20 protein-coding genes are annotated in these 24521 nt (G+C 70.0%); 13 read left to right on the top strand and 7 right to left on the bottom strand.

Features of this window, described 5'->3' with window-relative positions:
- The first annotated feature begins 30 nt into the window (after positions 1-30).
- The gene (locus IF88_RS0105240; RefSeq protein ID WP_030707750.1) at positions 31-1368 is read left to right on the top strand and encodes an MATE family efflux transporter; all 1338 of its coding nucleotides are present in this window, start codon (positions 31-33) and stop codon (positions 1366-1368) included.
- Positions 1369-1503: 135 nt separating this feature from the next.
- On the opposite strand, the gene rplI is transcribed toward IF88_RS0105240, so the two are convergent.
- From rplI to rpsF, 4 genes are all read right to left on the bottom strand, one after another.
- Entirely contained in the window at positions 1504-1950 is a 447-nt protein-coding gene (gene rplI, locus IF88_RS0105235) for a 50S ribosomal protein L9 (RefSeq protein WP_030707749.1), read from the bottom strand.
- Positions 1951-1968: 18 nt separating this feature from the next.
- A complete protein-coding gene (gene rpsR / locus IF88_RS0105230) occupies positions 1969-2205 on the bottom strand; it encodes a 30S ribosomal protein S18 (RefSeq protein WP_005315025.1) in 237 nt (78 codons plus the stop codon).
- 43 nt (positions 2206-2248) lie between these two features.
- Positions 2249-2845 (bottom strand): single-stranded DNA-binding protein, encoded by a 597-nt coding sequence (locus tag IF88_RS0105225; RefSeq protein WP_030707748.1) that lies wholly within the window; start codon positions 2843-2845, stop codon positions 2249-2251.
- Positions 2846-2917: 72 nt separating this feature from the next.
- Positions 2918-3208 carry a 30S ribosomal protein S6 gene (rpsF, locus tag IF88_RS0105220; RefSeq protein ID WP_004950685.1) on the bottom strand — a complete coding sequence of 97 codons (291 nt, stop codon included), beginning with the start codon at positions 3206-3208 and terminating at the stop codon, positions 2918-2920.
- 250 nt (positions 3209-3458) lie between these two features.
- Here rpsF and IF88_RS0105215 point away from each other — a divergent pair, with 250 nt between their 5' ends.
- From IF88_RS0105215 to IF88_RS0105205, 3 genes are all read left to right on the top strand, one after another.
- Complete coding sequence (locus IF88_RS0105215) at positions 3459-3761, top strand: hypothetical protein (RefSeq protein WP_030707747.1); 303 nt, start codon at positions 3459-3461, stop codon at positions 3759-3761.
- 142 nt (positions 3762-3903) lie between these two features.
- A complete protein-coding gene (locus tag IF88_RS0105210; RefSeq protein ID WP_030707746.1) occupies positions 3904-5022 on the top strand; it encodes a lipid II:glycine glycyltransferase FemX in 1119 nt (372 codons plus the stop codon).
- A gap of 43 nt (positions 5023-5065) precedes the next feature.
- The gene (locus IF88_RS0105205) at positions 5066-6097 is read left to right on the top strand and encodes an alanine racemase (protein WP_030707744.1); all 1032 of its coding nucleotides are present in this window, start codon (positions 5066-5068) and stop codon (positions 6095-6097) included.
- Between the two features lie 9 nt (positions 6098-6106).
- Here the strand turns inward: IF88_RS0105205 and IF88_RS0105200 are convergent, their stop codons facing one another.
- Together IF88_RS0105200 and IF88_RS0105195 are read right to left on the bottom strand one after the other, a co-directional pair.
- Positions 6107-7567: a glycosyltransferase family 87 protein gene (locus tag IF88_RS0105200; protein ID WP_030707742.1), complete on the bottom strand. Its 1461-nt coding sequence runs from the start codon at positions 7565-7567 to the stop codon at positions 6107-6109.
- Positions 7568-7661: 94 nt separating this feature from the next.
- On the bottom strand, positions 7662-10271 hold the full coding sequence (locus IF88_RS0105195) for a transglycosylase domain-containing protein (RefSeq protein WP_030707741.1): 2610 nt from the start codon (positions 10269-10271) through the stop codon (positions 7662-7664).
- Positions 10272-10545: 274 nt separating this feature from the next.
- Here IF88_RS0105195 and IF88_RS0105190 point away from each other — a divergent pair, with 274 nt between their 5' ends.
- The 3 genes from IF88_RS0105190 to IF88_RS0105180 all read left to right on the top strand — a co-directional run bounded on the left by IF88_RS0105190 (position 10546) and on the right by IF88_RS0105180 (position 13655).
- Positions 10546-11148: a PadR family transcriptional regulator gene (locus IF88_RS0105190; RefSeq protein ID WP_030707740.1), complete on the top strand. Its 603-nt coding sequence runs from the start codon at positions 10546-10548 to the stop codon at positions 11146-11148.
- Between the two features lie 49 nt (positions 11149-11197).
- A complete protein-coding gene (locus IF88_RS0105185) occupies positions 11198-12280 on the top strand; it encodes an inositol-3-phosphate synthase (RefSeq protein ID WP_030707739.1) in 1083 nt (360 codons plus the stop codon).
- Positions 12281-12386: 106 nt separating this feature from the next.
- On the top strand, positions 12387-13655 hold the full coding sequence (locus tag IF88_RS0105180; RefSeq protein ID WP_030707737.1) for an MFS transporter: 1269 nt from the start codon (positions 12387-12389) through the stop codon (positions 13653-13655).
- 65 nt (positions 13656-13720) lie between these two features.
- On the opposite strand, the gene IF88_RS0105175 is transcribed toward IF88_RS0105180, so the two are convergent.
- The gene (locus tag IF88_RS0105175) at positions 13721-15187 is read right to left on the bottom strand and encodes a CCA tRNA nucleotidyltransferase (RefSeq protein WP_030707735.1); all 1467 of its coding nucleotides are present in this window, start codon (positions 15185-15187) and stop codon (positions 13721-13723) included.
- 185 nt (positions 15188-15372) lie between these two features.
- Between IF88_RS0105175 and IF88_RS0105170 the strand changes: the two genes are divergently transcribed.
- From IF88_RS0105170 to trxB, 6 genes are all read left to right on the top strand, one after another.
- Positions 15373-17637: a DUF6049 family protein gene (locus IF88_RS0105170; protein ID WP_030707733.1), complete on the top strand. Its 2265-nt coding sequence runs from the start codon at positions 15373-15375 to the stop codon at positions 17635-17637.
- 46 nt (positions 17638-17683) lie between these two features.
- Positions 17684-19858 carry a murein biosynthesis integral membrane protein MurJ gene (gene murJ / locus IF88_RS0105165; protein ID WP_030707732.1) on the top strand — a complete coding sequence of 725 codons (2175 nt, stop codon included), beginning with the start codon at positions 17684-17686 and terminating at the stop codon, positions 19856-19858.
- 117 nt (positions 19859-19975) lie between these two features.
- Positions 19976-21709, top strand: coding sequence for a protein kinase family protein (locus IF88_RS0105160; RefSeq protein WP_030707730.1), 1734 nt, complete (start codon positions 19976-19978; stop codon positions 21707-21709).
- 97 nt (positions 21710-21806) lie between these two features.
- Positions 21807-22502, top strand: coding sequence for an RNA polymerase sigma factor SigM (sigM, locus tag IF88_RS0105150; protein WP_030707729.1), 696 nt, complete (start codon positions 21807-21809; stop codon positions 22500-22502).
- Positions 22499-23419 carry an anti-sigma factor family protein gene (locus IF88_RS0105145; RefSeq protein WP_030707727.1) on the top strand — a complete coding sequence of 307 codons (921 nt, stop codon included), beginning with the start codon at positions 22499-22501 and terminating at the stop codon, positions 23417-23419. Before sigM ends, IF88_RS0105145 begins: the two co-directional genes overlap by 4 nt.
- A gap of 124 nt (positions 23420-23543) precedes the next feature.
- Positions 23544-24509 (top strand): thioredoxin-disulfide reductase, encoded by a 966-nt coding sequence (trxB, locus tag IF88_RS0105140; RefSeq protein WP_030707726.1) that lies wholly within the window; start codon positions 23544-23546, stop codon positions 24507-24509.
- The last annotated feature ends 12 nt before the right edge of the window (positions 24510-24521 follow it).

The following is a 24521-nucleotide window of genomic DNA, read 5'->3' as shown; positions in this document are numbered from 1 at the left end:
CCATTACCTGTGGAAGATTAGATTGAGCCCATGACACAGGCCCTCACAGCACCCGAGGCTGGGCCGCGACGGCACGACCGAGAGATCTTCGCGCTTGCCGTCCCCGCCTTCGGCGCGCTCGTCGCCGAGCCCCTCTTCGTGATGGCCGACAGCGCCATCGTGGGACACCTCGGCACGCCCCAGCTCGCCGGCCTCGGCATCGCCGCCGCTCTGCTCACTACCGCCGTGAGCGTCTTCGTCTTCCTCGCGTACGCCACCACGGCGGCCGTCGCCCGCCGGGTCGGCGCGGGCGACCTGCAGGCGGCCATCCGGCAGGGCATGGACGGGATCTGGCTCGCCCTCCTGCTCGGCGTGGCCGTCATCGCCGTGGTGCTGCCCGCGGCTCCGTCGCTGATCTCCCTCTTCGGAGCCTCCGACACCGTCGCCCCCTACGCCATCACCTATCTGCGCATCTCCGCCTTCGGCATCCCGCCCATGCTCATGGTGCTGGCCGCCACCGGGGTCATCCGCGGTCTCCAGGACACCCGCACCCCGCTCTACGTCGCCGTGGGCGGCTTCACCCTCAACGTGGGCCTGAACGCCGCCCTCGTCTACGGCGCGGGGCTCGGCATCGGCGGCTCTGCCTGGGGCACGGTCATCGCCCAGTGCGCGATGGCGGCCGCGTATCTCTTCGTGGTCGTCCGCGGAGCCCGTCGGCACGGCGCCTCCCTGGTCCCGGACCCCGCGGGCATACGGGCCTGTGCCCAGGCCGGCGCACCCCTGCTGGTCCGCACCCTGTCCCTGCGCGCCATCCTGATGATCGCGACAGCCGTGGCCGCCCGGCTCGGGGACGCCGACATCGCCGCCCACCAGATCCTGCTCGCCCTGTGGAGCCTGCTCGCCTTCGCGCTCGACGCCATAGCGATCGCCGGACAGGCGATCATCGGCCGCTACCTCGGCGCGGGTGACACGGAAGGCGCGAAGACCGTCTGCCGCCGCATGGTGCAGTGGGGCATCGTCTCGGGCGTGGTGCTCGGCCTGCTGGTCGTCCTGGCCCGCCCGGTGTTCATCCCGCTGTTCACCAGCGATCCGGCGGTCGAGGCCGCCCTGCTCCCCGCCCTGCTGGTCGTGGCCCTGTCCCAGCCCGTCTCGGGCATCGTCTTCGTGCTCGACGGTGTCCTCATGGGCGCGGGCGACGGCCGCTACCTGGCCCGCGCCATGCTCGTGACGCTCGCCGCGTTCGTCCCCGCCGCCCTCCTCGTCCCGGTCCTGGGCGGCGGCATCACGACGCTCTGGTGGGCCATGACCCTGATGATGCTGGTCCGGATGGTCACGCTCAGGGTGCGCGCCCGCTCGGGCCGCTGGCTGATCGCGGGGGCCACCCGCTAGTCGTCCGTGTTCCACGGTTCCACGCCGACGTGTTCCACGGTTCCACGCCGATGTTTCACGTGAAACATCGGCGTGGAACATCGGGAAACCACGAAGGGCCGCACCCCGAGGGGTACGGCCCTTCATGCGCAGCCCTTAGGCGGCGACGACCTCGATGCCCACGTTCGCGGCGACCTCGCTGTGCAGACGCACGGAGACCTGGTACGAACCGAGGGTCTTGATCGGGGCGCCCAGCTCAACGCGGCGCTTGTCGACCTTCGGACCACCGGAAGCCTCGATCGCCGTGGCGATGTCGGACGGGGTCACGGAGCCGAAGAGGCGGCCGGCGTCACCCGCACGGGTGGCCAGACGCACCTTCACGCCCTCGAGCTTGGCCTTGATCTCGTTGGCCTGCTCGATGGTCGCGATCTCGTGGATCTTGCGGGCGCGGCGGATCTGCGCCACGTCCTTCTCGCCACCCTTGGTCCAGCGGATCGCGAAACCACGCGGGACCAGGTAGTTGCGAGCGTAACCGTCCTTGACGTCGACGACATCGCCGGCGGTGCCGAGGCCAGAGACCTCGTGGGTCAGGATGATCTTCATTAGTCGGTCACCCTTTCCTTATCGCGCGGTGGACGTGTAGGGCAGCAGCGCCATCTCACGGCTGTTCTTCACGGCCGTGGCGACGTCACGCTGGTGCTGCGTGCAGTTGCCGGTAACGCGGCGGGCACGGATCTTGCCGCGGTCGGAAATGAACTTCCGCAGCATGTTCGTGTCCTTGTAGTCCACGTACGCGGTCTTGTCCTTGCAGAATGCGCAGACCTTCTTCTTAGGCTTGCGCACAGGCGGCTTCGCCATTGTGTCTCTCCTGTGTGATCAAGAAGTGGGGATGCGAGCTGCCCTAGAAGGGCGGCTCGTCCGAGTAGCCACCGCCGGAGCCGCCGGAGCTTCCGCCCCAGCCGCCCCCGCCGCCGCCCTGCTGCTGGCCACCGGCCGGCGCACTGGACGTCCACGGGTCGTCGGAGGGAGCTCCGCCGCCCTGCGGGGCGCCGCCGCTGGGGGCTCCGCCCCAGCCACCGCCGCCACCCTGCTGCTGGCCGCCACCGCCGCCGTATCCACCCTGACCGCCGCGACCGGTGGTCTTGGTGACCTTGGCCGTGGCGTTCTTCAGGCTGGGGCCGACTTCCTCGACGTCCAGCTCGTAGACCGTGCGCTTGACACCCTCACGGTCCTCGTACGACCGCTGCCTCAGCCGGCCCTGCACGATGACGCGCATGCCTCGCTGGAGGGACTCGGCGACGTTCTCCGCCGCCTGCCGCCACACCGAGCAGGTCAGGAACAGGCTTTCGCCGTCCTTCCACTCATTGGTCTGGCGGTCGAAGGTGCGGGGGGTGGACGCGACACGGAACTTCGCGACCGCCGCACCCGAGGGGGTGAAGCGCAGCTCGGGGTCGTCGACGAGATTGCCGACGACCGTGATGACGGTCTCGCCTGCCATGGATGAACCTCTCGGCGGGGATTGCTGCTGGGCTGCTGTGCTACTCGGTCCCGATTACCGCTGAACCGAAGTTCAGTGGGTCTCGGGGCGAAGGACCTTGGTCCGGAGAACCGACTCGTTCAGGTTCATCTGTCGGTCAAGCTCCTTGACGACCGCAGGCTCGGCCTGAAGGTCGATGACCGAGTAGATGCCCTCGGGCTTCTTCTTGATCTCGTAAGCGAGACGACGACGGCCCCAGGTGTCGACCTTCTCGACCTTTCCGTTGCCCTCACGGACGACGGAGAGGAAGTTCTCGATCAGCGGGGAGACAGCGCGCTCCTCGAGATCGGGGTCGAGGATGACCATCACTTCGTAGTGACGCATGTGGAACCCACCTCCTTTGGACTCAGCGGCCACGGTCGTTCCGTGGCAGGAGGGTCGTGATGCGTGCGCACGGTGTCCGAGAGCAGACACCGCGCAGCTGTACAGACTACCTCCTCGACTCCTTCCGGTTGAAATCCGACGGGAGGGGGCCCCAATCTGTATCCAACGGGTGTGCTCGGTGCTATGCCCCCGGCCCCTGCCGGAGGCCGCCCCGGCACACCGCTCTGCGTCAGCCAGGAGGTGCCTTCCGATGGCACAGGCCATGCAACGTCAGCCCATCTCCCTGCTCTCCACCGACGGCAAGCCGCACCCGCTGCAGGACACCCTGATGGCGGTCACTCTGACCCTCGGCGCCGTGGCGTTCGTCACGGCCTTCTTCCACAACCTGCACCTGCTCAGCTCCTGGGCCGGACTGCTCGGAATTCTGACCGGCGCGTACGGACAGTTCGTCTCCGTCACGACACGCGAGCGCTTCGCGCTGATCATCGGCCTTGGCGCGTCTGCCATCGGCTTCTACCTCGGCATGTTCCACGGCGGCCTCTTCGGCGGCTGACGGGGCCGAGCGGGGCACCTCCGCGGCAGGGCGCCGGCTCCGCCCCGGCCCGGGCCTCCGGCCCGTCCCCCAGAAGGGTGGCGCCCCTGTCGCAGTAGGCTTCGCGCCATAGCCAGCGAAGCCGCCGGAGGAGACGCCCCGCATGAGCCTGTCCCTGAGGACCATCAGCCGAGAGCAGCATCTGGGTTACCTCCAGAGCCTGCCCTCGGCTAGCCACTGCCAGGTCCCGGCGTGGGCCGACGTGAAGAACGAGTGGCGTTCCGAGAACCTCGGATGGTTCAACGAGTCCGAGGAAATCGTCGGTGCCGCCCTCGTGCTGTACCGCCAGCTGCCCAAGGTGAAGCGATACCTCGCCTACCTCCCCGAGGGCCCGGTCATCAACTGGTACGCCCCGAACCTGGAGGAGTGGCTCCAGCCGATGCTGGCCCACCTCAAGCAGCAGGGCGCCTTCACCGTGAAGATGGGCCCGCCCGTCGTCATCCGCCGCTGGAACTCGACCGCCATCAAGGCCGGCATCCAGGACCCGAACGTGAAGCGCCTGCGCGACGTGGAGGCCTCGGTCATCGAGCCCCGCGCCTTCGAGGTGTCCGACAAGCTGCGCCGCATGGGCTGGCAGCAGGCCGAGGACGGCGGCGCCGGATTCGGCGACGTCCAGCCCCGCTACGTCTTCCAGGTGCCGCTGGCCAACCGCTCGCTCGACGACGTCCTCAAGGGCTTCAACCAGCTGTGGCGCCGCAACATCAAGAAGGCCGAGAAGGCCGGCGTCGAGGTGGTCCAGGGCGGCTACGACGACCTGCCGACCTGGCAGCACCTGTACGAGATCACGGCCGAGCGCGACAAGTTCCGCCCGCGCCCCCTCAGCTACTTCCAGCGCCAGTGGACGGCCCTCAACGCCGAGGACCCCAACCGGATGCGCCTCTACATCGCCACGCACGAGGGGGAGCCGCTGGCCGCCGCCACGATGCTCACCGTCGGCCAGCACGTCTGGTACTCGTACGGTGCCTCCGCCAACCACAAGCGCGAGGTCCGGCCCTCGAACGCGATGCAGTGGCGCATGCTGCGCGACTCCTACGCACTCGGTGCCAGCGTCTACGACCTGCGCGGCATCTCTGACACGCTGGACGAGAACGACCACCTGTTCGGACTGATCCAGTTCAAGGTCGGCACGGGCGGCGAGGCCGTCGAGTACGTCGGCGAGTGGGACTTCCCGCTCAACAAGGTGCTGCACAAGGCGCTCGACATCTACATGTCGCGCCGCTGATCCCCTGACCCCCGCTGTTATCGAGAAAGGTGCCGGACGGGCCATGGCGCTCACGCTCTACGTCGACACCGCGCGCTGGCGTGCGCACCAGAAGCAGATCCAGGACCAGTTCCCCGGGATGATCCCGGTCTGCAAGGGCAACGGTTACGGCTTCGGCCACGAGCGGCTGTGCGAGGAGGCGACCCGCATGGGCGCCGACGTGCTCGCCGTCGGCACGACGTACGAGGCCGCGAGCATCAAGGACTGGTTCGGCGGCGACCTGCTCGTCCTCACCCCGTTCCGGCGGGGCGAGGAGCCGGTGCCGCTGCCGGACCGGGTCATCCGTTCGGTGTCCTCGCTGGACGGGGTCCGCGGTCTGGTCGGCGCCCGCGTGGTCATCGAGTGCATGAGCTCGATGCGCCGCCACGGCATCTCCGAGCAGGATCTGGGCCAGCTGCACGGGGCCATCGAGGACGTCCGGCTGGAGGGCTTCGCCCTGCACCTGCCGCTGGACCGCCCGGACGGCTCGGACGCCGTCGAGGAGGTCATCGGCTGGATGGACCGGCTGCGCGCGGCCCGGCTGCCGCTGCACACCATGTTCGTCAGCCACCTGCGGGCCGAGGAGCTGGCACGGCTCCAGCAGCAGTTCCCGCAGACCCGCTTCCGGGCCCGCATCGGCACCCGGCTGTGGCTGGGCGACCACGAGGCGACCGAGTACCGCGGTGCGGTCCTCGACGTCACGCGCGTGGCCAAGGGCGACCGGTTCGGTTACCGCCAGCAGAAGGCCGCCTCCGACGGCTGGCTCGTCGTCGTCGCCGGCGGTACCTCGCACGGCGTCGGCCTGGAGGCTCCCAAGGCCCTCCACGGCGTGATGCCGCGCGCCAAGGGCGTCGCCCGGGCCGGCCTGGCCACCGTGAACCGGAACCTGTCGCCGTTCGTGTGGGCGGGCAAGCAGCGCTGGTTCGCGGAGCCGCCGCACATGCAGGTGTCGATCCTGTTCGTGCCCTCGGACGCGACGGAGCCGAAGGTCGGCGACGAGCTCGTGGCGCACCTGCGCCACACCACCACGCAGTTCGACCGGGTGCTCGACGCCTGAGCCGGCCCGTCAGTCCTTGGGGTCCAGGCCCCAGTCGACCCGCTGTCCCCCCGAGGGCGCCGCGTACCGCGGCGCCCTCGCCGCGTCCGACAGCACGAACACGTCCTCGGCCCCGTCCAGGACACCGCCCGACGGGTCGTCCGATCCGTCGCGGCGTACGACGTCCCGCTCGGGCAGCAGGATGTCCCGTACGACGACCGCGCACAGGTACAGGGTGGCCAGCAGGTGGGCGGCGATCGCCAGTTGGTAACCCTCCACGGGCAGGCCCTGGTGCTTGTCCCCGCTGCTCGTGTAGGCGAGGTAGAACCAGATCCCGAGGAAGTAGACGATCTCGCCGGCCTGCCAGATCAGGAAGTCCCGCCAGCGCGGCCGGGCCAGGGCGGCGAGCGGGATGAGCCACAGCACGTACTGCGGCGAGTAGACCTTGTTGCACAGGATGAAGGCGGCGACGACCAGGAAGGCCAGCTGCGCGAACCGGGGCCGCCGCGGGGCGGTCAGGGTGAGCAGGCCGATCGCCCCGCACAGCAGGAGCGTCAGCCCCGTCGCGTACGTGTTGGCGTCTTCCAGGGGGTTGCCCGAGCGCTGTGAGATCAGCAGCCACACGGAGCCGAAGTCGATGGGCCGTTCCTGGCTGAAGGTGTAGAACTTCGTCCAGCCGTCCCAGGCGAAGAGCATGACGGGCAGGTTCACCACGAGCCAGGCCCCGGCCGCGCCCAGGACGGCCGCGCCGAAGGCGCGCCACTTCCCGGCCCGCCAGCAGAGCACGAACAGCACCCCGAGCAGCAGGACGGGATAGAGCTTGGCCGCGGTGGCCAGGCCGATCAGGACGCCGAAGAGGACCGTCCGCCCCCGGGACCACATGAGCATCCCGGCGGCGGTCAGGGCGATGGCCAGCAGGTCCCAGTTGATCGTCGCCGTCAGTGCGAAGGCGGGCGCGAGCGCGAAGAGCAGGGCGTCCCAGGGCCGGCGGCGGTGGGTGCGCGCGACACACACGGCGATGACCGCCGCGCAGGCCATCAGCATGCCCGCGTTGACCATCCAGTACATCTGTTCGCGGTGCTGCATGGAGCCGCTGCCGGGGGTCAGCCAGGAGGCGATCTCCATGAAGAGCCCGGTGAGCACCGGGTACTCCAGGTACTCCATGTCGCCGGGCAGCCGGTCGAAGTAGGGCGTCAGGTTGTCGGCGAAGCCGCGTACCGCGTACAGGTGCGGGATGTCGGAGTAGCAGGCGTGGGTGTACTGCGAGCCCGCTCCCCGGAACCACGCCCAGTCGTAGCAGGGCAGCTTCTGCACCATGCCGAGCGCGAACATGCCGATGGCGAGGAGGGCCACGACGCGGACCGGCCCCAGCCAATGGCCGCCGAGCCGGGCGTAGCGGCCGAGCGGGCCTCCGATGAACTCGCTGCCGGCTGCTGCGACCTCGTCCTGCTGCGTCGGCAGTACGGGACGGTCCTCGTGCACCTGGGTCATGGGGGTCATCCTGCCGTACGGGGCCGGGCACGGGGGAAGGCCGCCACACGACGGGTGCGACGGCCTTCCTGTGTTCACGGGGCGGCGGGGCGGGTCAGTCCGGCACGGTGCCGGTGGTATCTCCGGTGGTGCCGCCCGGGCGGCCCGGTCTGCCGCTGTTCGACGGGGACGGCGATCCACTGGCCCCGCCCTGGGTGCCGGCGATGATCCCCGAATTGGTGCCGGTGTTCGTGCCGCCGTTGGTCGTCCCGCGCGTGGGGTCGTCCGGGTCGCAGTACAGCTTCCACGGCGGGCAGGACGGCTTCCCGCCCTTCGACGGGCTCGGGGACGGCGTCGGGGAGGTCGGCGGGGTCGTCGACGGGGACGGGGACGGCGAAGCGGGGGCCGACGGAGTGGGGGAGGGGGCACCTGCGGAGTCGGCGGTGACACCGACCTCGTCGGGCTCCGGGAACTCCTTGATCGGGGCGTCCTTGAGCGCTTCGCGCATGTACTGGGTCCAGATCTCGGCCGGGATGTCACCACCGTGGATGGACGGGATGGCGCCCACGCCGTTCATGGACTGCAGCTTCCGGTCCGGCGAGTTGGGGTCGGTGCGGAAGAGGACGACGGAGGTGGACAGCTCCGGGGTGTAGCCGACGAACCACGCCGACTTGTTCTCGTCCGTCGTACCGGTCTTGCCCGCGGCGGGGCGGCCGAGCTTCTTGGCCTCCTTGCCGGTGCCGTTCTTGACGACGTTCTGCAGGACCTTGGTGATGTTGTCCGCGACGGCGTTGTCCATGGCCCGCTGGGGCTTGGGCGGCTCGAAGCCGGGGAGCTTCTCGCCGTCCTTCTCGACCTCGGTCACCGAGTAGGGCTCGTGGTGCGTGCCCGAGGCGGCGAACGTGGCGTACGAGTCGGCCATCCGGATGGCGCTGGGGGTCGAGGTGCCGAGGGCGGAGGAGGCGTCCGTGTTCGGGTTGATCGACTCCTCGAGGATGCCGGTGGACTTGGCCAGGTCCCGCACCTTGGTGTGGCCGACGTCGAAGATCAGCTGGGCGAACGGGACGTTGATGGACTTCTCCATCGCCTCGTTGAGGGTGACGTATCCGTAGGCGGTCGGGCTCTCGTTCTTCTGCCTGAACGGGTTGCCCTTGGCGTCGCGCAGCGGCCTGCCCTCACGGTTGTTGATCACCGTGAGGTCGTTGGCCTGGTACTTGCTGTCGGCCGAGATGCCCCGCCCGTTGGAGTTCTGGGTGCCGTACTGCATGGCCGCCGCGAGCACGTACGGCTTCCAGGTCGAGCCGACCGGGACACCGCTGGTGTTGGCGTTGTTGCTGAAGTACTTCTGGTCCCAGCCCGGGCCGCCGTACAGCGCCACGAGCGCCCCGGACTTGACGTCCACGGAGGCCCCGCCGAACTGGACGAAGGTGTCGGTGTCGGGCCGCTTCTTCTCGTCGATGAAGCCGTCGCGGGCGTCCGCCACGGCCTTGGCCAGGGCCGCCACCCTCGGCTTCTCGAAGGTGGTCTTGATCCGGTAGCCGCCCAGGGCCATCTGCTCGACGGTGATGCCCTTGGTCTTCATCACGTACGCCTTGGCCGTGTCGACCAGGTAGCCGATCTGGCCGGTCATGCCGCGGGCCTGCTCCGACTCGACGCGGGCGGGGAAGTCCTTGTCCGTGTACTTCGCCCGCTCGGTCTTGTCCATCCGGCCGACCTCGACCTCGCGGTCCAGCACCCATGCCCAGCGCTTGCGGGCCCGGTCCTCGTTGAGTTCGGGGGTGGCCGCGGGGCCGATGCCGCCGTCCGGGTTGTAGAGGTTGGGGCCCTTGAGCACGGAGGCCAGGAACGCGCACTCGGAGGGGTTCAGGTCCTGGCTGTCCTTGCCGAAGTAGGCACGGGCCGCGGCCTGGATGCCGTAGGCGTCGCGTCCGTAGTAGGCGGTGTTGAGGTAGCCCGCGAGGACCGTGTCCTTGTCCTCGGAGACGCCCAGCCTTATCGCGATGAAGAGCTCGGTGGCCTTCCGCTTGAGCGTCTGGTCGGAGTCCAGGTAGGTGTTCTTCACGTACTGCTGGGTGATGGTCGAGCCGCCCTGGGTGGAGCCGCCCGTGCCCATGTTCCAGACGGCGCGGGCGATGCCCATCGGGTCCACGCCCTTGTCCGTCTCGAAGGACTCGTTCTCCGCCGCGATCACGGCGTCCCTCATCGACCGGGGAATGCTCGAGATGGGCACGATCTGCCGGTTCATCGAACCGCCCGTCGCCACCATCTGGCTGCCGTCGGCCCAGTAGAAGACGTTGTTCTGCGCCTTGGCCGCCTTGTTCGGGTCCGGCGTGCTCACCATGGCGATACCGATGCCGGCACCGGCGATGATCACCGCGATGAAACCCAGGGCGGTGCCGGAGACGAACTTCCAGGAGGGCACGAAGCGCTTCCAGCCGTCCCGGTCGGACCGCGGGTAGTTGATCAGCCGCTTGTCGGGGCGGCCCGCGCCGCGAGCTGAGTTCGCGGCGCCGCGTCCGCGGCCCCCGGCCCCTCTCTGGGCAGCCCGGCGTGCCTCGGCACGACTGGCCGGCACGGACTCCTGCGGGTACGGGCCGCTGTGCGACGCGGTGGGGACGTCCCGTCCGGCCGGGGCGCCCCTGCCGGGGCGCTGCTGAGCGGCGCGGCGGGCTGAAGCCCGCCCACCACCCTGGGGCTGCGGCGGTTTGCGGCGGTGCTCGCTCATCGAACGACTACTCCTCGGGCAGGCGAGTGGCCTGGAAGCGGCAGATGAATTCCGGTTCCCCCGGTGTCATGGCCCACAGACTACGCACGCTCAAAACCCGACCAGTGCCGAAGTTCACCCCAAATCAGGCAACTCCACTGGTGCGAATTGGTGATGTGACACCGGTCACCAGATCACCCCTTGTCGATCAGGGCGCCCCGTTCTATCGTCTGGATGTATCGAGTCGATACATCAGCTCGGCATAAAGGCTCAGGGGCGGAGGAGAGGAAGGCGGATGAGCAGACGCTCAGGCATCCTCGAGTTCGCCGTCCTCGGCCTGCTGCGCGAGTCCCCCATGCACGGCTATGAGCTGCGCAAGCGGCTCAACACCTCACTGGGGGTGTTCCGAGCCTTCAGCTACGGGACGCTCTACCCCTGCCTCAAGACGCTCGTCGCCAACGGCTGGTTGATCGAAGAACCGGGCAACGCCCCGGAGGACGCTCTCGCCGCTTCACTCGCAGGGCGCCGCGCCAAGATCGTCTACCGGTTGACGGCCGCGGGTAAGGAGCACTTCGAGGAGCTCCTCTCCCACACGGGCCCCGACACCTGGGAGGACGAGTCCTTCGCCGCCCGCTTCGCCTTCTTCGGCCAGACCGAACGAGACGTGCGCATGCGGGTACTGGAGGGCCGCCGCAGCCGGCTGGAGGAGCGTCTGGAGAAGATGCGCGCCTCCCTCGTCCGTACGCGGGAGCGCCTCGACGACTACACGCTCGAGCTGCAGCGGCACGGCATGGAGTCCGTGGAGCGCGAAGTGCGCTGGCTGAACGAGCTCATCGAGAGCGAGCGGGCAGGACGGGATCGGAGACGGTCCGGTCCGTCCGACGAAACTGAAAAATGAGGCCTGCATCTCGCAGACCTCGTCCGAGAACAAACAGGGAGCAACCGGAATGGGTTCGGTTCGCGTAGCCATCGTCGGCGTAGGCAACTGCGCCGCCTCGCTGGTGCAGGGCGTCGAGTACTACAAGGACGCCGACCCGGCGGCCAAGGTCCCCGGTCTGATGCACGTCCAGTTCGGCGACTACCACGTGCGTGACATCGAGTTCGTCGCCGCGTTCGACGTCGACGCGAAGAAGGTCGGCCTCGACCTTTCGGACGCCATCGGCGCCAGCGAGAACAACACCATCAAGATCTGCGACGTCCCGAACGCCGGTGTGACCGTTCAGCGCGGCCACACCCTGGACGGTCTGGGCAAGTACTACCGCCAGACGATCGAGGAGTCCGCCGAGGCTCCGGTCGACGTGGTCCAGGTCCTCAAGGACCGCGAGGTCGACGTCCTGATCTGCTACCTGCCGGTCGGCTCCGAGGCGGCGGCGAAGTTCTACGCCCAGTGCGCCATCGACGCCAAGGTCGCCTTCGTCAACGCCCTCCCGGTCTTCATCGCCGGCACCAAGGAGTGGGCTGACAAGTTCACCGAGGCCGGTGTCCCGATCGTCGGCGACGACATCAAGTCCCAGGTCGGCGCCACCATCACGCACCGCGTGATGGCGAAGCTGTTCGAGGACCGCGGTGTCCGTCTTGAGCGCACCATGCAGCTCAACGTCGGCGGCAACATGGACTTCAAGAACATGCTCGAGCGCGACCGCCTCGAGTCGAAGAAGATCTCCAAGACGCAGGCCGTCACCTCGCAGATCCCCGACCGTGAGCTCGGCGAGAAGAACGTCCACATCGGCCCGTCCGACTACGTCGCGTGGCTCGACGACCGCAAGTGGGCCTACGTCCGCCTCGAAGGCCGTGCCTTCGGTGACGTCCCGCTGAACCTCGAGTACAAGCTCGAGGTGTGGGACTCCCCGAACTCCGCCGGTGTCATCATCGACGCCCTGCGCGCCGCGAAGATCGCCAAGGACCGCGGTATCGGCGGCCCGATCCTGTCGGCGTCCAGCTACTTCATGAAGTCCCCGCCGGTGCAGTACTTCGACGACGAGGCCTACGCGAACGTCGAGAAGTTCATCAAGGGCGAGGTCGAGCGCTAGTCGAACCCCAAGGGTCCGCGAGGACACCTGGACTTCGGCTGTTCTTCCGCGGAGGGTCCCCGGGCATATTGCCCGGGGACCCTCCGCGTATGTGACCCTTGCCCTCATGCCTGTCGTACGTGATCTGCGCGTACTCCTGCGCCTCAGGGACTTCCGCAACCTGCTCGCCGTACGGCTGCTCTCCCAGGCGGCGGACGGCGTCTACCAGGTCGCCCTCGCCACCTACGTGGTCTTCTCCCCGGAGAAACAGACCTCGCCGACGGCCATCGCCTCGGCCATGGCGGTGCTGCTCCTGCCCTATTCGGTGATCGGCCCCTTCGCCGGGGTGCTGCTCGACCGCTGGCGCCGGCGTCAGGTCTTCCTCTACGGCAACCTGCTGCGCGCCTTCCTCGCCTGCGTCACCGGGATGCTGATCGTCGCGGCAGTACCCGACTGGCTGTTCTACGCCTCGGCGCTGTCCGTGACCGCCGTCAACCGCTTCGTGCTGGCCGGGCTCGCGGCCTCGCTGCCCCGCGTGGTCGGCCCCGACCAGCTGGTCACCGCGAACGCTCTCTCCCCCACCGCCGGCACCCTGGCAGCGGTCGCGGGCGGCGGCCTGGCCTTCCTCGTCCGGCTGCTGGCCTCCGACTCCAACGCCCTGGTCGTCCTGCTCGGGGCCGGGCTCTACCTGTGTGCGGCCCTCGTCTCCCTGCACCTGGCCATCGGCCTGCTCGGGCCCGACCACCCCCCTGGCCGGCTCCACCCCTCCGTCGCCGAAGGAGTCGCCCTCACCGTGCGGGGCATGGCCGAAGGCCTCAGGCACCTGGCCGGCCGGCGCGAGGCGGCCCGGGCGCTCGCCGCGATGACCATGATGCGGTTCTGCTACGGCGCCCTGTTCGTCATGCTGCTGATGCTCTGCCGCTACTCCTGGTCGGACAACGAGGCCGACGGGCTGGCCCTGCTCGGCGTCGCGGTCGGCGCCTCCGGGGCGGGGTTCTTCGCGGCCGCCGTCGTGACCCCCTGGCTGGCGGGCCGGCTGGGCACCCTCGGCTGGATCACGGCCTGCTCCGCGGGAGCCGCGGTCCTGGTGCCGGCCCTCGGCCTGTTCTTCGCCCCCGGGCCGATGCTGGTCGCCGCCTTCGTCCTCGGCCTCGCCACCCAAGGGGCCAAGATCGCCACCGACACGGAAGTCCAGTCCCGGGTGGACGACGACTTCCGCGGCCGCGTCTTCTCCGTCTACGACGTGCTCTTCAACGTCGCCTTCGTGGGAGCGGCGGCGGTGGCCTCCCTCATGCTCCCCGTCGACGGGCGCTCGGTGGCCCTGATCCTCTGTGTGTCCGCCCTCTACGCCGCGACCGCGCTGCTGCTGGGCCGGCAGGAGCGACGTCTCGTCTGAGGACGCCCCTGACCGACGGCCGGCGTCGATGTTTCACGTGAAACATCGACGCCGACGGTCCTTGCTCAGGCCTGCGCGGCCCACCACTCCTTCAGCGCGACGACCGCGGCGTCACGCCCCATCGGGCCGTTCTCCAGCCGCAGCTCCAGCAGGAAGGCGTATGCCTTGCCGATCACCGGACCCGGGCCGACGTCCAGGACCTGCATGATCTCGTTGCCGTCCAGGTCGGGCCGGATCGCGTCCAGCTCCTCCTGCTCCTGCAGCTGCGCGATGCGCTCCTCAAGCCCGTCGTAGGTCCGGGAGAGGGCGTTCGCCTTGCGCTTGTTGCGCGTGGTGCAGTCGGACCGGGTCAGCTTGTGCAGGCGCTCCAGCAGCGGACCGGCGTCACGGACGTAGCGCCGCACCGCGGAGTCGGTCCACTCCCCGTCGCCGTAGCCATGGAAGCGCAGATGCAGCTCCACCAGCCGGGACACGTCCTTGATCATGTCGTTGGAGTACTTCAGCGCGGTCAGCCGCTTCTTGGTCATCTTCGCGCCCACCACCTCGTGGTGGTGGAAGGAGACACGCCCGTCGCTCTCGAAGCGGCGGGTGCGGGGCTTGCCGATGTCGTGCAGCAGGGCCGCGAGGCGCAGCACCAGGTCCGGACCGTCCTCCTCGAGGGCGATCGCCTGCTCCAGCACGATCAGCGAGTGGTCGTAGACGTCCTTGTGCCGGTGGTGCTCGTCACTCTCCAGCCGCAGCGCGGGCAGCTCGGGCAGGACCCGGTCCGCCAGCCCCGTGTCCACGAGGAGTCCCAGACCGCGGCGCGGGTTGGCCGACAGGATCAGCTTGTTCAGCTCGCCCTGGACCCGCTCCGCCGAGACGATCTCGATGCGGTCGGACATCGCCTTCATGGCCGCCACGACCTCCGGGGCGACCTCGAAGTCCAGCTGCGCGGAGAACCGCGCCGCCCGCAGCATCCGCAGCGGATCGTCGGAGAACGAGTCCTCCGGGGTCCCGGGAGTGCGCAGCACACCGGCGGCCAGGTCCTCCAGGCCCCCGTGCGGGTCGATGAACTCCTGCTCGGGCAGGGCCAGGGCCATGGCGTTGACCGTGAAATCGCGCCGGACCAGGTCCTCGTCGATCGAGTCGCCGTAGGAGACCTCGGGCTTGCGCGAGGTGCGGTCGTAGGCCTCCGAGCGGTACGTCGTCACCTCGATCTGGAAGTTCCGCACGACGTCCCCGACGCGGGCGCTCTTCTGTGCCCCGACGGTGCCGAAGGCGATGCCCACGTCCCACACCGAGTCGGCCCACGGCCGGACGATCTTCAGCACGTCCTCGGGGCGGGCATCGGTGGTGAAGTCGAGATCGTTGCCGAGACGCCCGAGCAGCGCATCGCGGACGGACCCGCCGACCAGGGCGAGGCGGAAGCCCGCCTCCTGGAATCGGCGGCCGAGCTCGTCGGCGACAGGGGCGACCCGCAGCAGTTCACTGACCGCGCGGCGCTGCACCTGACTCAGGGCACTGGGGGTGTCTTCGTTGGCGTTCGGCACAACAGAAAAGGGTACGTGCCCGGCCCACCGGGAGCCGCCCCGTTTTGCGCGACCCCGGTCGGCGGCCGCCCCGGGGCTGAGCCGATCATGTGGAGCAAGGTGCGGCACTCGCACACAGCGGGCCTCGTTACCATGCGTGGACGCACAAAAGACGAGCACTGACACTTCGAGGAACGGGCTAGCGCGTGGCCGAGGCGGCAGACATCCAGGGGGCGTCCCCCGCTCCTGTCCGGCGCCGCTGGCTGCGGCGCGCGATCGTCCTGCTCGCCGGGACGCCCGTGATGGCCGCCCTGGTCTACTCTCCCGCCCCCAAGGCCCAGGCGGTCCAGGCGACCGGTGTGGACGTCCAGCTGACCTCCATGACCCCTGCCGCGCCGGTCAAGGGGGACACCCTGACGATCTCCGGCACCGTGCTGAACACCGGCTCCGAGACGATCAACGACGCGCACGTCGGCCTGCGGGTCGGGCCCGCGCTCGCGGACCGCTCCTCCATCGACGAGGCGGCGGAACGCAACGGGTTCCGGGCCGGCGCCGACCCGGGCGAGATCGATCCGGCCTACGCCGTGAAGATCGCCTCGCTGCCGTCGAAGGTCCGCCAGGACTTCACCCTGACCGTCCCGGTGAACAAGCTCGAACTGGACAAGGACGGGGTCTACCAGCTCGGGGTCTCCCTGTCCGGGGCGACCGAGAGCCGCCCGTCCGAACAGGTCCTTGGGATCAAGCGGACCTTCCTGCCCTGGCAGCCGGAAGCCGCCTCCAAGCGCTCCCAGCTCACCTACGCGTGGCCGCTGATCTCCACCACCCGCGTGACCGCGGAGACCGGCTCCGACGAGCTGCAGACCCCCGTCTTCCTCGACGATTCGCTCGCCGACGAGCTCAAGGCCGGCGGCCGCCTGGAGCAGATGGTCACCCTCGGCAAGGACCTGCCGATCACCTGGGTCATCGACCCCGACCTGCTCTACACGGTCGACGCGATGACCAAGGGCTACCGGGTCCGCACTCCCGGCGGAAAACCCGTCCAGGGGAAGAACAAGGCCGTCGCCGAACAGTGGCTGAGCTCCCTGGAAGCCGCCGTCCAGGGCAAGAAGGTCGTCGCCCTGCCCTTCGCGGATCCCGACCTCGCCTCCCTCGCCCACCACGGCAAGGACGTCTCGGGCACCCTGGGTCAGCTGCGCCCCGCCACCGACAAGGCGAAGCAGGCCGTCCAGACCGTCCTGCACGTCACGGCGTCCACCGACTTCTCCTGGCCCGTGGACGGCGCCATCGACCCCTCGATCGTCAACGTCGCCACCTCGGCCGGCGCCCACAACGTCCTCACCCGCAGCGACAGCCTCGTGGAGAGCGGAGCACTCGGCTACACGCCCTCGGCCGCCCGGCCCATCGGCGCCGGCACCACCGCCGTCGTCGCGGACGCCGATCTGTCCACCGCCTTCGAGGGCGACATGCTGAACGCCGGGGCCTCCACCCTGGCCGTGCAGCGGTTCCTCGCCCACAGCCTCGCCCTCAACCTGCAGAAGACCGACGAGCAGCGCAGCTTCGTCGTCGCCCCGCAGCGGATGCCCACCGTCAGCCAGGTGCAGACGATGGCCGCGGCCGTACGCGGGCTCCAGGCGGGCCGGTGGACGCAGCCCGGGGACCTCGAGGCCGCGGCCGCCGCCAAGCCCGATCCCGGCGCCGCCACCCAGGTGCCGGGCGCCGGACAGTACCCCGAGGCCCTGCGCAAGCAGGAGCTGCCGGTGTCGGCCTTCGAGAAGATCCGCACCACGCAGAACAGCCTCGACCACTTCAAGGTGATCCTGGCCGCGCCCGACCGCGTGGAGATCCCCTTCGGCAACACCACCAACCGGGAGATGTCCACGTCCTGGCGCGGGCGTCCCGAGGAGGCCCGCCTCTACCGGGACCAGGCGCAGGACTACCTGATCGGTCTCACCGAGAAGGTCAAGGTCATCCCCAAGTCCGACGCCACCCTGTCCGGACACAGCGCCACCATCCCGGTCAGCGTCCAGAACAGCCTCGTCCAGGACGTCCACGACCTGGTCCTGCGGGTGAAGTCAGCCAACCCGACCCGCCTGATGTTCGGCGACAGCGGCCAGGCCGAGCAGCAGGTGACCGTCCAGGGCGACCACACCCAGACCGTGAAGTTCACCGCCAACGCCACCGCGAGCGGTCCGGTCGAGGTCACGGCGCAGCTCTTCACCAAGGACGGCGTCCCCTACGGCAAGGAACGACGGTTCACCGTCGAGGCCACGGAGATCACCCCCACCGTGATGCTCGTCATCGCCGGCGGTGTGCTCCTCCTGGTCCTGGCAGGCATCAAGATGTACGCCAGCCGCAAACGCGTCGCAGCCCGCGCGGCCGCCGAGGAGAGCACGCAGCCGAGTGACGAGTCCACGGACACCGGACCGCAAAGCACCGAGGGGTCCGGCACGGGTGAGACAGTGGACCGTTGAGCGATGCCGTGGCCGGTCGGCCTGGGGACGATGAGGTGGGGTTTCGATGAACGCGCCGTACGACGGTGACCGCGCGCAGGGCACTGGTGGGCCTGCGCCCTCCCAGGGCACTGCCCCGGGCACCCCGGTGCCCGGGCAGGTTCCCGCGCCTGCGCCCGCGCCGGAACGCGACCCGTATGTCCAGGATGCCTACGACTACGACCCGTACCGGGCCCAGGACCTGTCCGCCCAGGACCCCGTCGCCGAGGTCCTCTACGACCGCGCCTCGCACCCCCCGCCGCCGCCCGGCACCTACCAGGAGCCCGGGCCGCTCTACGCGGCGCCGACCGCGCCCTCGTACTCCCCCGACCCGCGCGTCTGGGCCCAGACCCCGCCGCCCGAGCCGGACGGCCCCTCCCGCCACCTGCCGTACGGCGACCACGCGACCACCACCCAGTTCGTCGGCGTCGACTCCCTCGTCACCCAGGCCGCGGACGAGCAGCCGGAACCCGATGCCTTCGCTCACCTCTACCGGGACCAGGAGGCGGCGCCCCGCACCCCCGCCGAGGAAGCCCCCATCGCAGCGCCGGCACCGAGCAAGCCCGCCGGCCGCGCCTCCAGCCTCCTGAAGTCCAGCGCGCTCATGGCCGCGGGCACGATCGTCTCGCGCATCACCGGCTTCCTGCGGACCCTGGTCATCGCCGGCGCGATCGGCGTGGGCACGTTCAACGACACGTACCAGATCGCCAACACCCTGCCCACGATGATCTACGTGCTGGTCGGTGGCGGCGCCCTCAACGCCGTCTTCATCCCGCAGCTGGTCCGGGCCATGAAGAACGACAACGACGGCGGAGAGGCGTACGCCAACCGGCTGCTGACCCTCGTCGTGGTCCTGCTGGCCGCCATCACCACCATCTGCGTCCTGGCCGCACCCGTGTTCATCACGATGATGTCGCCGAAGATCGCCTCCGACCCGCAGCAGATGGAAGTGGCCGTCGCGTTCGCCCGCTACTGCCTGCCCACCATGTTCTTCATGGGCATCCATGTGGTGCTCGGTCAGATCCTCAACGCCCGCGGCCGGTTCGGCGCCATGATGTGGACCCCGGTCCTCAACAACATCGTGGTCATCGCCACGTTCGGCGCCTTCATCTGGGCCTTCGGCGGCTTCACCACCTCCGGGGTCAACGCCACCACGGTCACCGCCGACGGTGTGCGCCTGCTGGGTGTCGGCACGCTGCTCGGCCTCACCGTCCAGGCCCTCGCGATGCTGCCCTACCTGCGCGACGCGGGCTTCCGGCCGCGCCTGCGCTTCGACTGGAAGGGCCACGGCCTCGGCAAGGCCGCCCGCCTGGCCAAGTGGACGTTCTTCTTCGTCCTCGCCAACCAGATCGGCCTCGTCGTCGTCACCCAGTTCGCCACCTGGGCCGGATCCGTCGCCGAGAAGCAGGGCCACTCCGGTACCGGCATCACCGCCTACAACTACGCGCTGCTGCTGTGGCAGATGCCGCAGGCGATCATCACCGTCTCCGTCATGACGGCCGTGCTGCCCCGCATCTCCCGCTCGGCCCACGACGGGGACGCCGCCGCGGTCCGCGACGACATCTCCTACGGGCTGCGCACCTCGGCGGTCGCGATCGTGCCGTGCGCCTTCGCGTTCCTCGCGCTCGGCGTGCCGATGGCCACGCTGCTCTACGCCGGCTCCGGCTCGGGCGCGCAGAACATCGGCTACATCCTGATGGCCTTCGGCCTCGGGCTGATCCCGTACTCCGTCCAGTACGTCGTCCTGCGCGGCTTCTACGCCTACGAGGACACCCGGACGCCCTTCTACAACACGGTCATCGTCGCCGCCGTCAATGCGGCGGTCTCCGCGGCCTCCTTCTTCGTGCTCCCCGCCCGCTGGGCGGTCGTCGGCATGGCCGCCGCCTACGGTCTCGGCTACACCGTCGGCGTGGGCGTCGCCTGGCGCCGGCTCAAGACCCGCCTGGGCGGTGACCTCGACGGCGCCCACGTGATGCGCACTTACGCCCGCCTCACCGGAGCCTGCGTCCCCGCCGCCGCGGTGGCCGGCGCCGCCGCCTACGCGGTCACCCAGTGGCTGGGCAGTGGAGTCGCCGGTTCCGCCGCTGCCCTGGTGGCCGGAGGAATCGCGCTGGCGGCCGTGTTCCTCATCGCCGCCAAGCGGATGCGGATCGAAGAGCTCAACGCGATGGTCGGGATGGTCCGCGGACGTTTGGGGCGCTGATGCGCACAACCGTCGCCCCCGTTCGTGTGTCGTGCATAGCGTCGGACTGTGGGCACAATTGGCATGGCTTCGCAGACTGGCCTACAGCGCGCAACGGATGGGGAGGCAGGAACGACGGTGGCGGAACGTAGCACGGCTGCCGTCGACGTGGCCGACAACAGCGGCGATGAGCCGCTGGCCGCGCAAGCGGCAAAGGCCACGTCCGACGGGGTGGACACCCAGAACGGACGAGCCGCGGACGGACCCATGCCCGACAAGGACGGCGAACGCACGAAGGCGGCCCCCGCGGCCGCACCCGAACTCCACAGCGGCCACAAGCTCGCCAGACGCTACCGGCTGGAGGAGTGCGTCACCCGTGTGGACGGATTCAGCAGCTGGCGCGCGATGGACGAGAAACTGCGGCGTGCCGTGGGCGTCCACCTGATGCCCGCCGACCACGCGCGGGCACGCTCCGTCCTGGCCGCCGCGCGCTCCTCCGCCCTCCTCGGCGACCCCCGGTTCGTCCAGGTCCTCGACGCCGTGGAGGAGAACGACCTCGTCTACGTCGTCCACGAATGGCTGCCCGACGCCACCGAGCTCACCGCCCTCCTCGCCGCAGGCCCCCTGGAGCCCCACGAGGCCTACCAGCTCGTCAGCCAGGTCTCCCAGGCCATGGCCGCCGCGCACCGCGAAGGCCTGGCTCATCTGCGGCTGACGCCCAGCGCGATACTGCGCACCTCCACGGGCCAGTACCGGATCCGCGGCCTCGCCGTGAACGCCGCCCTGCGCGGCATCACCAGTGAGACCCCGCAGCGCGCCGACACCGAGGCCATCGGCGCCCTCCTGTACGCCGCACTCACCCAGCGCTGGCCGTACGAGAACGACGCGTACGGCCTCGCCGGTCTGCCCAAGGGCGTGGGCCTGATCGCGCCCGACCAGGTGCGCGCCGGTGTCCACCGGGGTCTGGGCGAACTCGCCATGCGGGCGCTCGCCAATGACGGGGCCACCGCCTCCCGCCAGGAGCCCGCCTGCACGAGCCCGGAGGAGCTGGCCAAGGCCGTCGCCGCGATGCCCCGCATCCGGCCGCCGGAGCCGGCCTTCACGGCCCCGCCGGAGTACCAGCACACCACCTACCAGCAGGGCAACTACGGCCGTCCCACGCCTCCGGGTGCCCACACCGCCCAGATCCGGCCCGTTCAGCCGCCCCCTCCCCCTCTGCAGAGCCGTACCGGCCGGGCCCTCAAGTGGGGCGTCGCCGCCCTGCTCATCGCCGCCCTCGGCCTGGGCAGCTGGCAGCTGGCCGGCACCCTCCTGGGCCGCAACAACGGCGGCACCAACGGCCCGAACCAGACGGAGACCGATTCCGAGGAAGACCCGAAGCCCGTGACGCTCGGCAAAGCCCTCACCGTCAACGGCGTCTCGGTGTTCGCACCCGGTGGGGATCCGCTGAAGCCGGAGGACGCGGGCAAGACGGTCGACAGTGACCCGTCCACCAGCTGGATCACCCCGCGGTACGACGGCTACGCGAACTTCGGAAACCTCGACACCCACAACCGCAAGGCCGGCAGCGGCATCATCGTCGACCTCGGCAGCGTGCAGGAGGTCGCGGGCATCGACCTGGCCCTCTATGCCCCCGGGCACAAGCTCCAGGTCCGCGCCGCCGCGCCCGACGCCTCCTCACCGACGTCGCTGGCCAAGTTCCCCGAGCAGATCGCCGAGGAGAAGACCGTCGAGAAGAATCTCGCCGTCACGCTCGGGCACACGATCAAGACCCGCTACATCCTGATCCACATCACCGCGCTGCCCTCCGAGGGGTCGGACAGCTACCGGGGCGGCATCAGCGAGATCAAGATCCTCGGTACGAACCCTTAGGTCCCGTCCACCCTCGCGGGCCCGCTGCGCACCGGCACGGCGGGCCCTCGTCATTCCCCCGCCCAAGCCGTAATCTCCCTCCGGGAGGCGAGGTGTGATGCACGACGCGACGACCGGCGACGCCAGTGACGCGGACCTGCTGGCCCGGCACGTGGCCGGCGATCCCGATGCGTTCGGGGAGCTCGTGCGGCGGCACCGGGACCGGTTGTGGGCGGTGGCGCTGCGGACCCTCGGAGACCGCGAGGAGGCCGCGGACGCCGTGCAGGACGCCCTGGTCTCCGCCTACCGGGCCGCCCACACCTTCCGCGGGGCATCCGCCGTCACGACCTGGCTGCACCGCATCACCGTGAACGCCTGCCTCGACCGCGCCCGGAAGGCCGCCTCACGCAGGACCTCTCCCCTCGACGACACGGACCGCCTGGAGCGGCTCCTGGAGCCCCACGAGTCCGCTGAGGCCCCTGCGGAGCGCCAGGACCTCCACCGCCAGCTGCTGGCCGCCCTCAGCACCCTCCCGGCCGATCAGCGGGCCGCGCTGGTCCTCGTCGACATGCAGGGCTACCCCGTCGCCGAAGCCGCCCGCCTCCTTGAGGTCCCCACCGGCACGGTGAAGAGCCGCTGCGCACGCGGCCGGGCGAAACTCGTCCCCCTCCTCACTCATCTGCGCACGAATGCCGGGGATAACACCGCCACCGAGCGGGGAAGGAACCGGACGCCGGGTCCACCCGTCCCACCAGCGGCAGAACCCAGGCATTCAGACCCAGACGCTGTGAAGGGCGGAGGTGGACGACCGTGAGCCCCACAACCGGCACGACCGGCACGATCCGGCACCCGGACGTCTCGGAGATCTCCGACCTGACCGAAGGTCTCCTCTCCCCGTCCCGTACCGCCGAAGTCCGCCGTCATCTCGGCGACTGCGCCCTGTGCGCCGACGTCCGCGCCTCCCTGGAGGAGATCCGCGGGCTCCTCGGCACCCTTCCGGGGCCGGTCCGGATGCCCGCTGACATCGCCGGCCGCATCGACGCGGCCCTCGCCGCCGAGGCCCTCCTCGACGCCACCCAACCCCGGATCCACGCCGCGCCCGACGCACGGCCGCGCACCCCGGACCGCGATGTTTCACGTGAAACATCGCCCGCCGGTCACCCGACCGGCCCAACCGGCCCGGGCAGGCGTCGCGCCCGCCGTCGGATCGCCGTGCTCTCGGGCCTGGTGGGAGCCGCCGCCTGTGCCCTCAGCCTCTTCCTGTTCGGCGACTTCTCCGGCACTCCCACCGGTGACACAGCCGCCCGTACCGAGACCCCGAGCTCCGCAGATCGGGGCGCGGCCGTCGCGTCCGGCGGCGATTACACGACTGAGGGGCTCCAGGACTCCGTGCGTGGGCTCATCGCCACCCAGGGCGCCAAGACCGCTCCCGGCGAGCAGAACAACACCTACGGCATGGAGAACACGGCTCCGGCCCCGGGTGTCGCCCCTGGCGACAAGCGGGCGGCGGTGTCCGTCCCCGCCTGCGTCCAGGGCGCCACCGGCCGCCCGGACTCCCCGCTCGCCGCCGAGCGCGGCACCTACCAGGGCGCCGGCGTCTACCTCCTCGTCCTGCCGCACCCGGACGACTCCGCGCGCGTGGATGCCTACCTGGTCGACTCGGGCTGCGAGAACAGCGGTTCGGCCACCCCCGGAAAGGTCCTCCTGACGCGCACCTATCCCCGGAGCTGACAGGTTCAGCTCCGCAGGGGGACGGGTGGGGAATGCATGCGCCGTAGGATCCGTTGGGTGGGGTGAGAGTCCGCACCGGCCCCCGGTAGGCAGCACGCAGTCCGCAGAGACGAGGAAGAAACCCGTGAGCGACGTACGAAACGTGATCATCATCGGCTCCGGGCCGGCCGGTTACACCGCCGCCCTGTACACCGCACGCGCTTCGCTCAAGCCCCTGGTCTTCGAAGGCGCGGTCACCGCGGGTGGCGCGCTGATGAACACCACCGAGGTGGAGAACTTCCCGGGCTTCCAGGACGGGATCATGGGACCGGACCTCATGGACAACATGCGCGGTCAGGCCGAGCGCTTCGGCGCCGAGCTGGTCCCGGACGACATCGTGGCCGTGGACCTCAGCGGTGAGATCAAGACCGTCACCGACACCGCCGGCACCGTGCACCGCGCCAAGGCCGTCATCGTCACCACCGGCTCCCAGCACCGCAAGCTCGGCCTGCCCAACGAGGACGCCCTCTCCGGCCGCGGTGTCTCCTGGTGCGCCACGTGCGACGGGTTCTTCTTCAAGGACCACGACATCGCCGTCGTCGGCGGCGGCGACACCGCGATCGAGGAGGCCACCTTCCTCTCGCGCTTCGCCAAGTCCGTCACGATCGTCCACCGCCGTGACAGCCTGCGCGCCTCGAAGGCCATGCAGGACCGCGCCTTCGCCGATCCGAAGATCAAGTTCGCCTGGGACAGCGAGGTCGCCGAGATCCACGGCGACCAGAAGCTCTCCGGCCTCACCCTGCGCAACACCAAGACCGGTGAGACCTCCGCGCTGCCCGTGACCGGCCTGTTCATCGCCGTCGGCCACGACCCGCGCACCGAGCTGTTCAAGGACCAGCTGGACCTCGACGACGAGGGCTACCTCAAGGTCGACGCCCCCTCCACCCGGACCAGCGTCACCGGCGTGTTCGGCGCCGGCGACGTCGTGGACCACACGTACCGTCAGGCCATCACCGCTGCGGGCACGGGTTGCTCTGCCGCCCTCGACGCAGAGCGCTTCCTCGCTGCCCTCGCGGACGCCGAGAAGGCGACCGCGACCGCCACTGTCTGACCGCTTCACCCC

The organism is Streptomyces sp. NRRL F-2580 (assembly GCF_000720115.1).
GTDB lineage: Bacteria > Actinomycetota > Actinomycetes > Streptomycetales > Streptomycetaceae > Streptomyces.
This window is presented reverse-complemented; position numbering and strand designations above follow the sequence as displayed.

What these genes read in the sequence shown, in the direction of transcription:
- IF88_RS0105240 (WP_030707750.1), top strand. Translation starts at nt 31, where the DNA reads ATGACACAGGCCCTCACAGCACCCGAGGCTGGGCCGCGACGGCACGAC.
- rplI (WP_030707749.1), bottom strand. Translation starts at nt 1,950, where the DNA reads ATGAAGATCATCCTGACCCACGAGGTCTCTGGCCTCGGCACCGCCGGC.
- rpsR (WP_005315025.1), bottom strand. Translation starts at nt 2,205, where the DNA reads ATGGCGAAGCCGCCTGTGCGCAAGCCTAAGAAGAAGGTCTGCGCATTC.
- IF88_RS0105225 (WP_030707748.1), bottom strand. Translation starts at nt 2,845, where the DNA reads ATGGCAGGCGAGACCGTCATCACGGTCGTCGGCAATCTCGTCGACGAC.
- rpsF (WP_004950685.1), bottom strand. Translation starts at nt 3,208, where the DNA reads ATGCGTCACTACGAAGTGATGGTCATCCTCGACCCCGATCTCGAGGAG.
- IF88_RS0105215 (WP_030707747.1), top strand. Translation starts at nt 3,459, where the DNA reads ATGGCACAGGCCATGCAACGTCAGCCCATCTCCCTGCTCTCCACCGAC.
- IF88_RS0105210 (WP_030707746.1), top strand. Translation starts at nt 3,904, where the DNA reads ATGAGCCTGTCCCTGAGGACCATCAGCCGAGAGCAGCATCTGGGTTAC.
- IF88_RS0105205 (WP_030707744.1), top strand. Translation starts at nt 5,066, where the DNA reads ATGGCGCTCACGCTCTACGTCGACACCGCGCGCTGGCGTGCGCACCAG.
- IF88_RS0105200 (WP_030707742.1), bottom strand. Translation starts at nt 7,567, where the DNA reads ATGACCCAGGTGCACGAGGACCGTCCCGTACTGCCGACGCAGCAGGAC.
- IF88_RS0105195 (WP_030707741.1), bottom strand. Translation starts at nt 10,271, where the DNA reads ATGAGCGAGCACCGCCGCAAACCGCCGCAGCCCCAGGGTGGTGGGCGG.
- IF88_RS0105190 (WP_030707740.1), top strand. Translation starts at nt 10,546, where the DNA reads ATGAGCAGACGCTCAGGCATCCTCGAGTTCGCCGTCCTCGGCCTGCTG.
- IF88_RS0105185 (WP_030707739.1), top strand. Translation starts at nt 11,198, where the DNA reads ATGGGTTCGGTTCGCGTAGCCATCGTCGGCGTAGGCAACTGCGCCGCC.
- IF88_RS0105180 (WP_030707737.1), top strand. Translation starts at nt 12,387, where the DNA reads ATGCCTGTCGTACGTGATCTGCGCGTACTCCTGCGCCTCAGGGACTTC.
- murJ (WP_030707732.1), top strand. Translation starts at nt 17,684, where the DNA reads ATGAACGCGCCGTACGACGGTGACCGCGCGCAGGGCACTGGTGGGCCT.
- sigM (WP_030707729.1), top strand. Translation starts at nt 21,807, where the DNA reads ATGCACGACGCGACGACCGGCGACGCCAGTGACGCGGACCTGCTGGCC.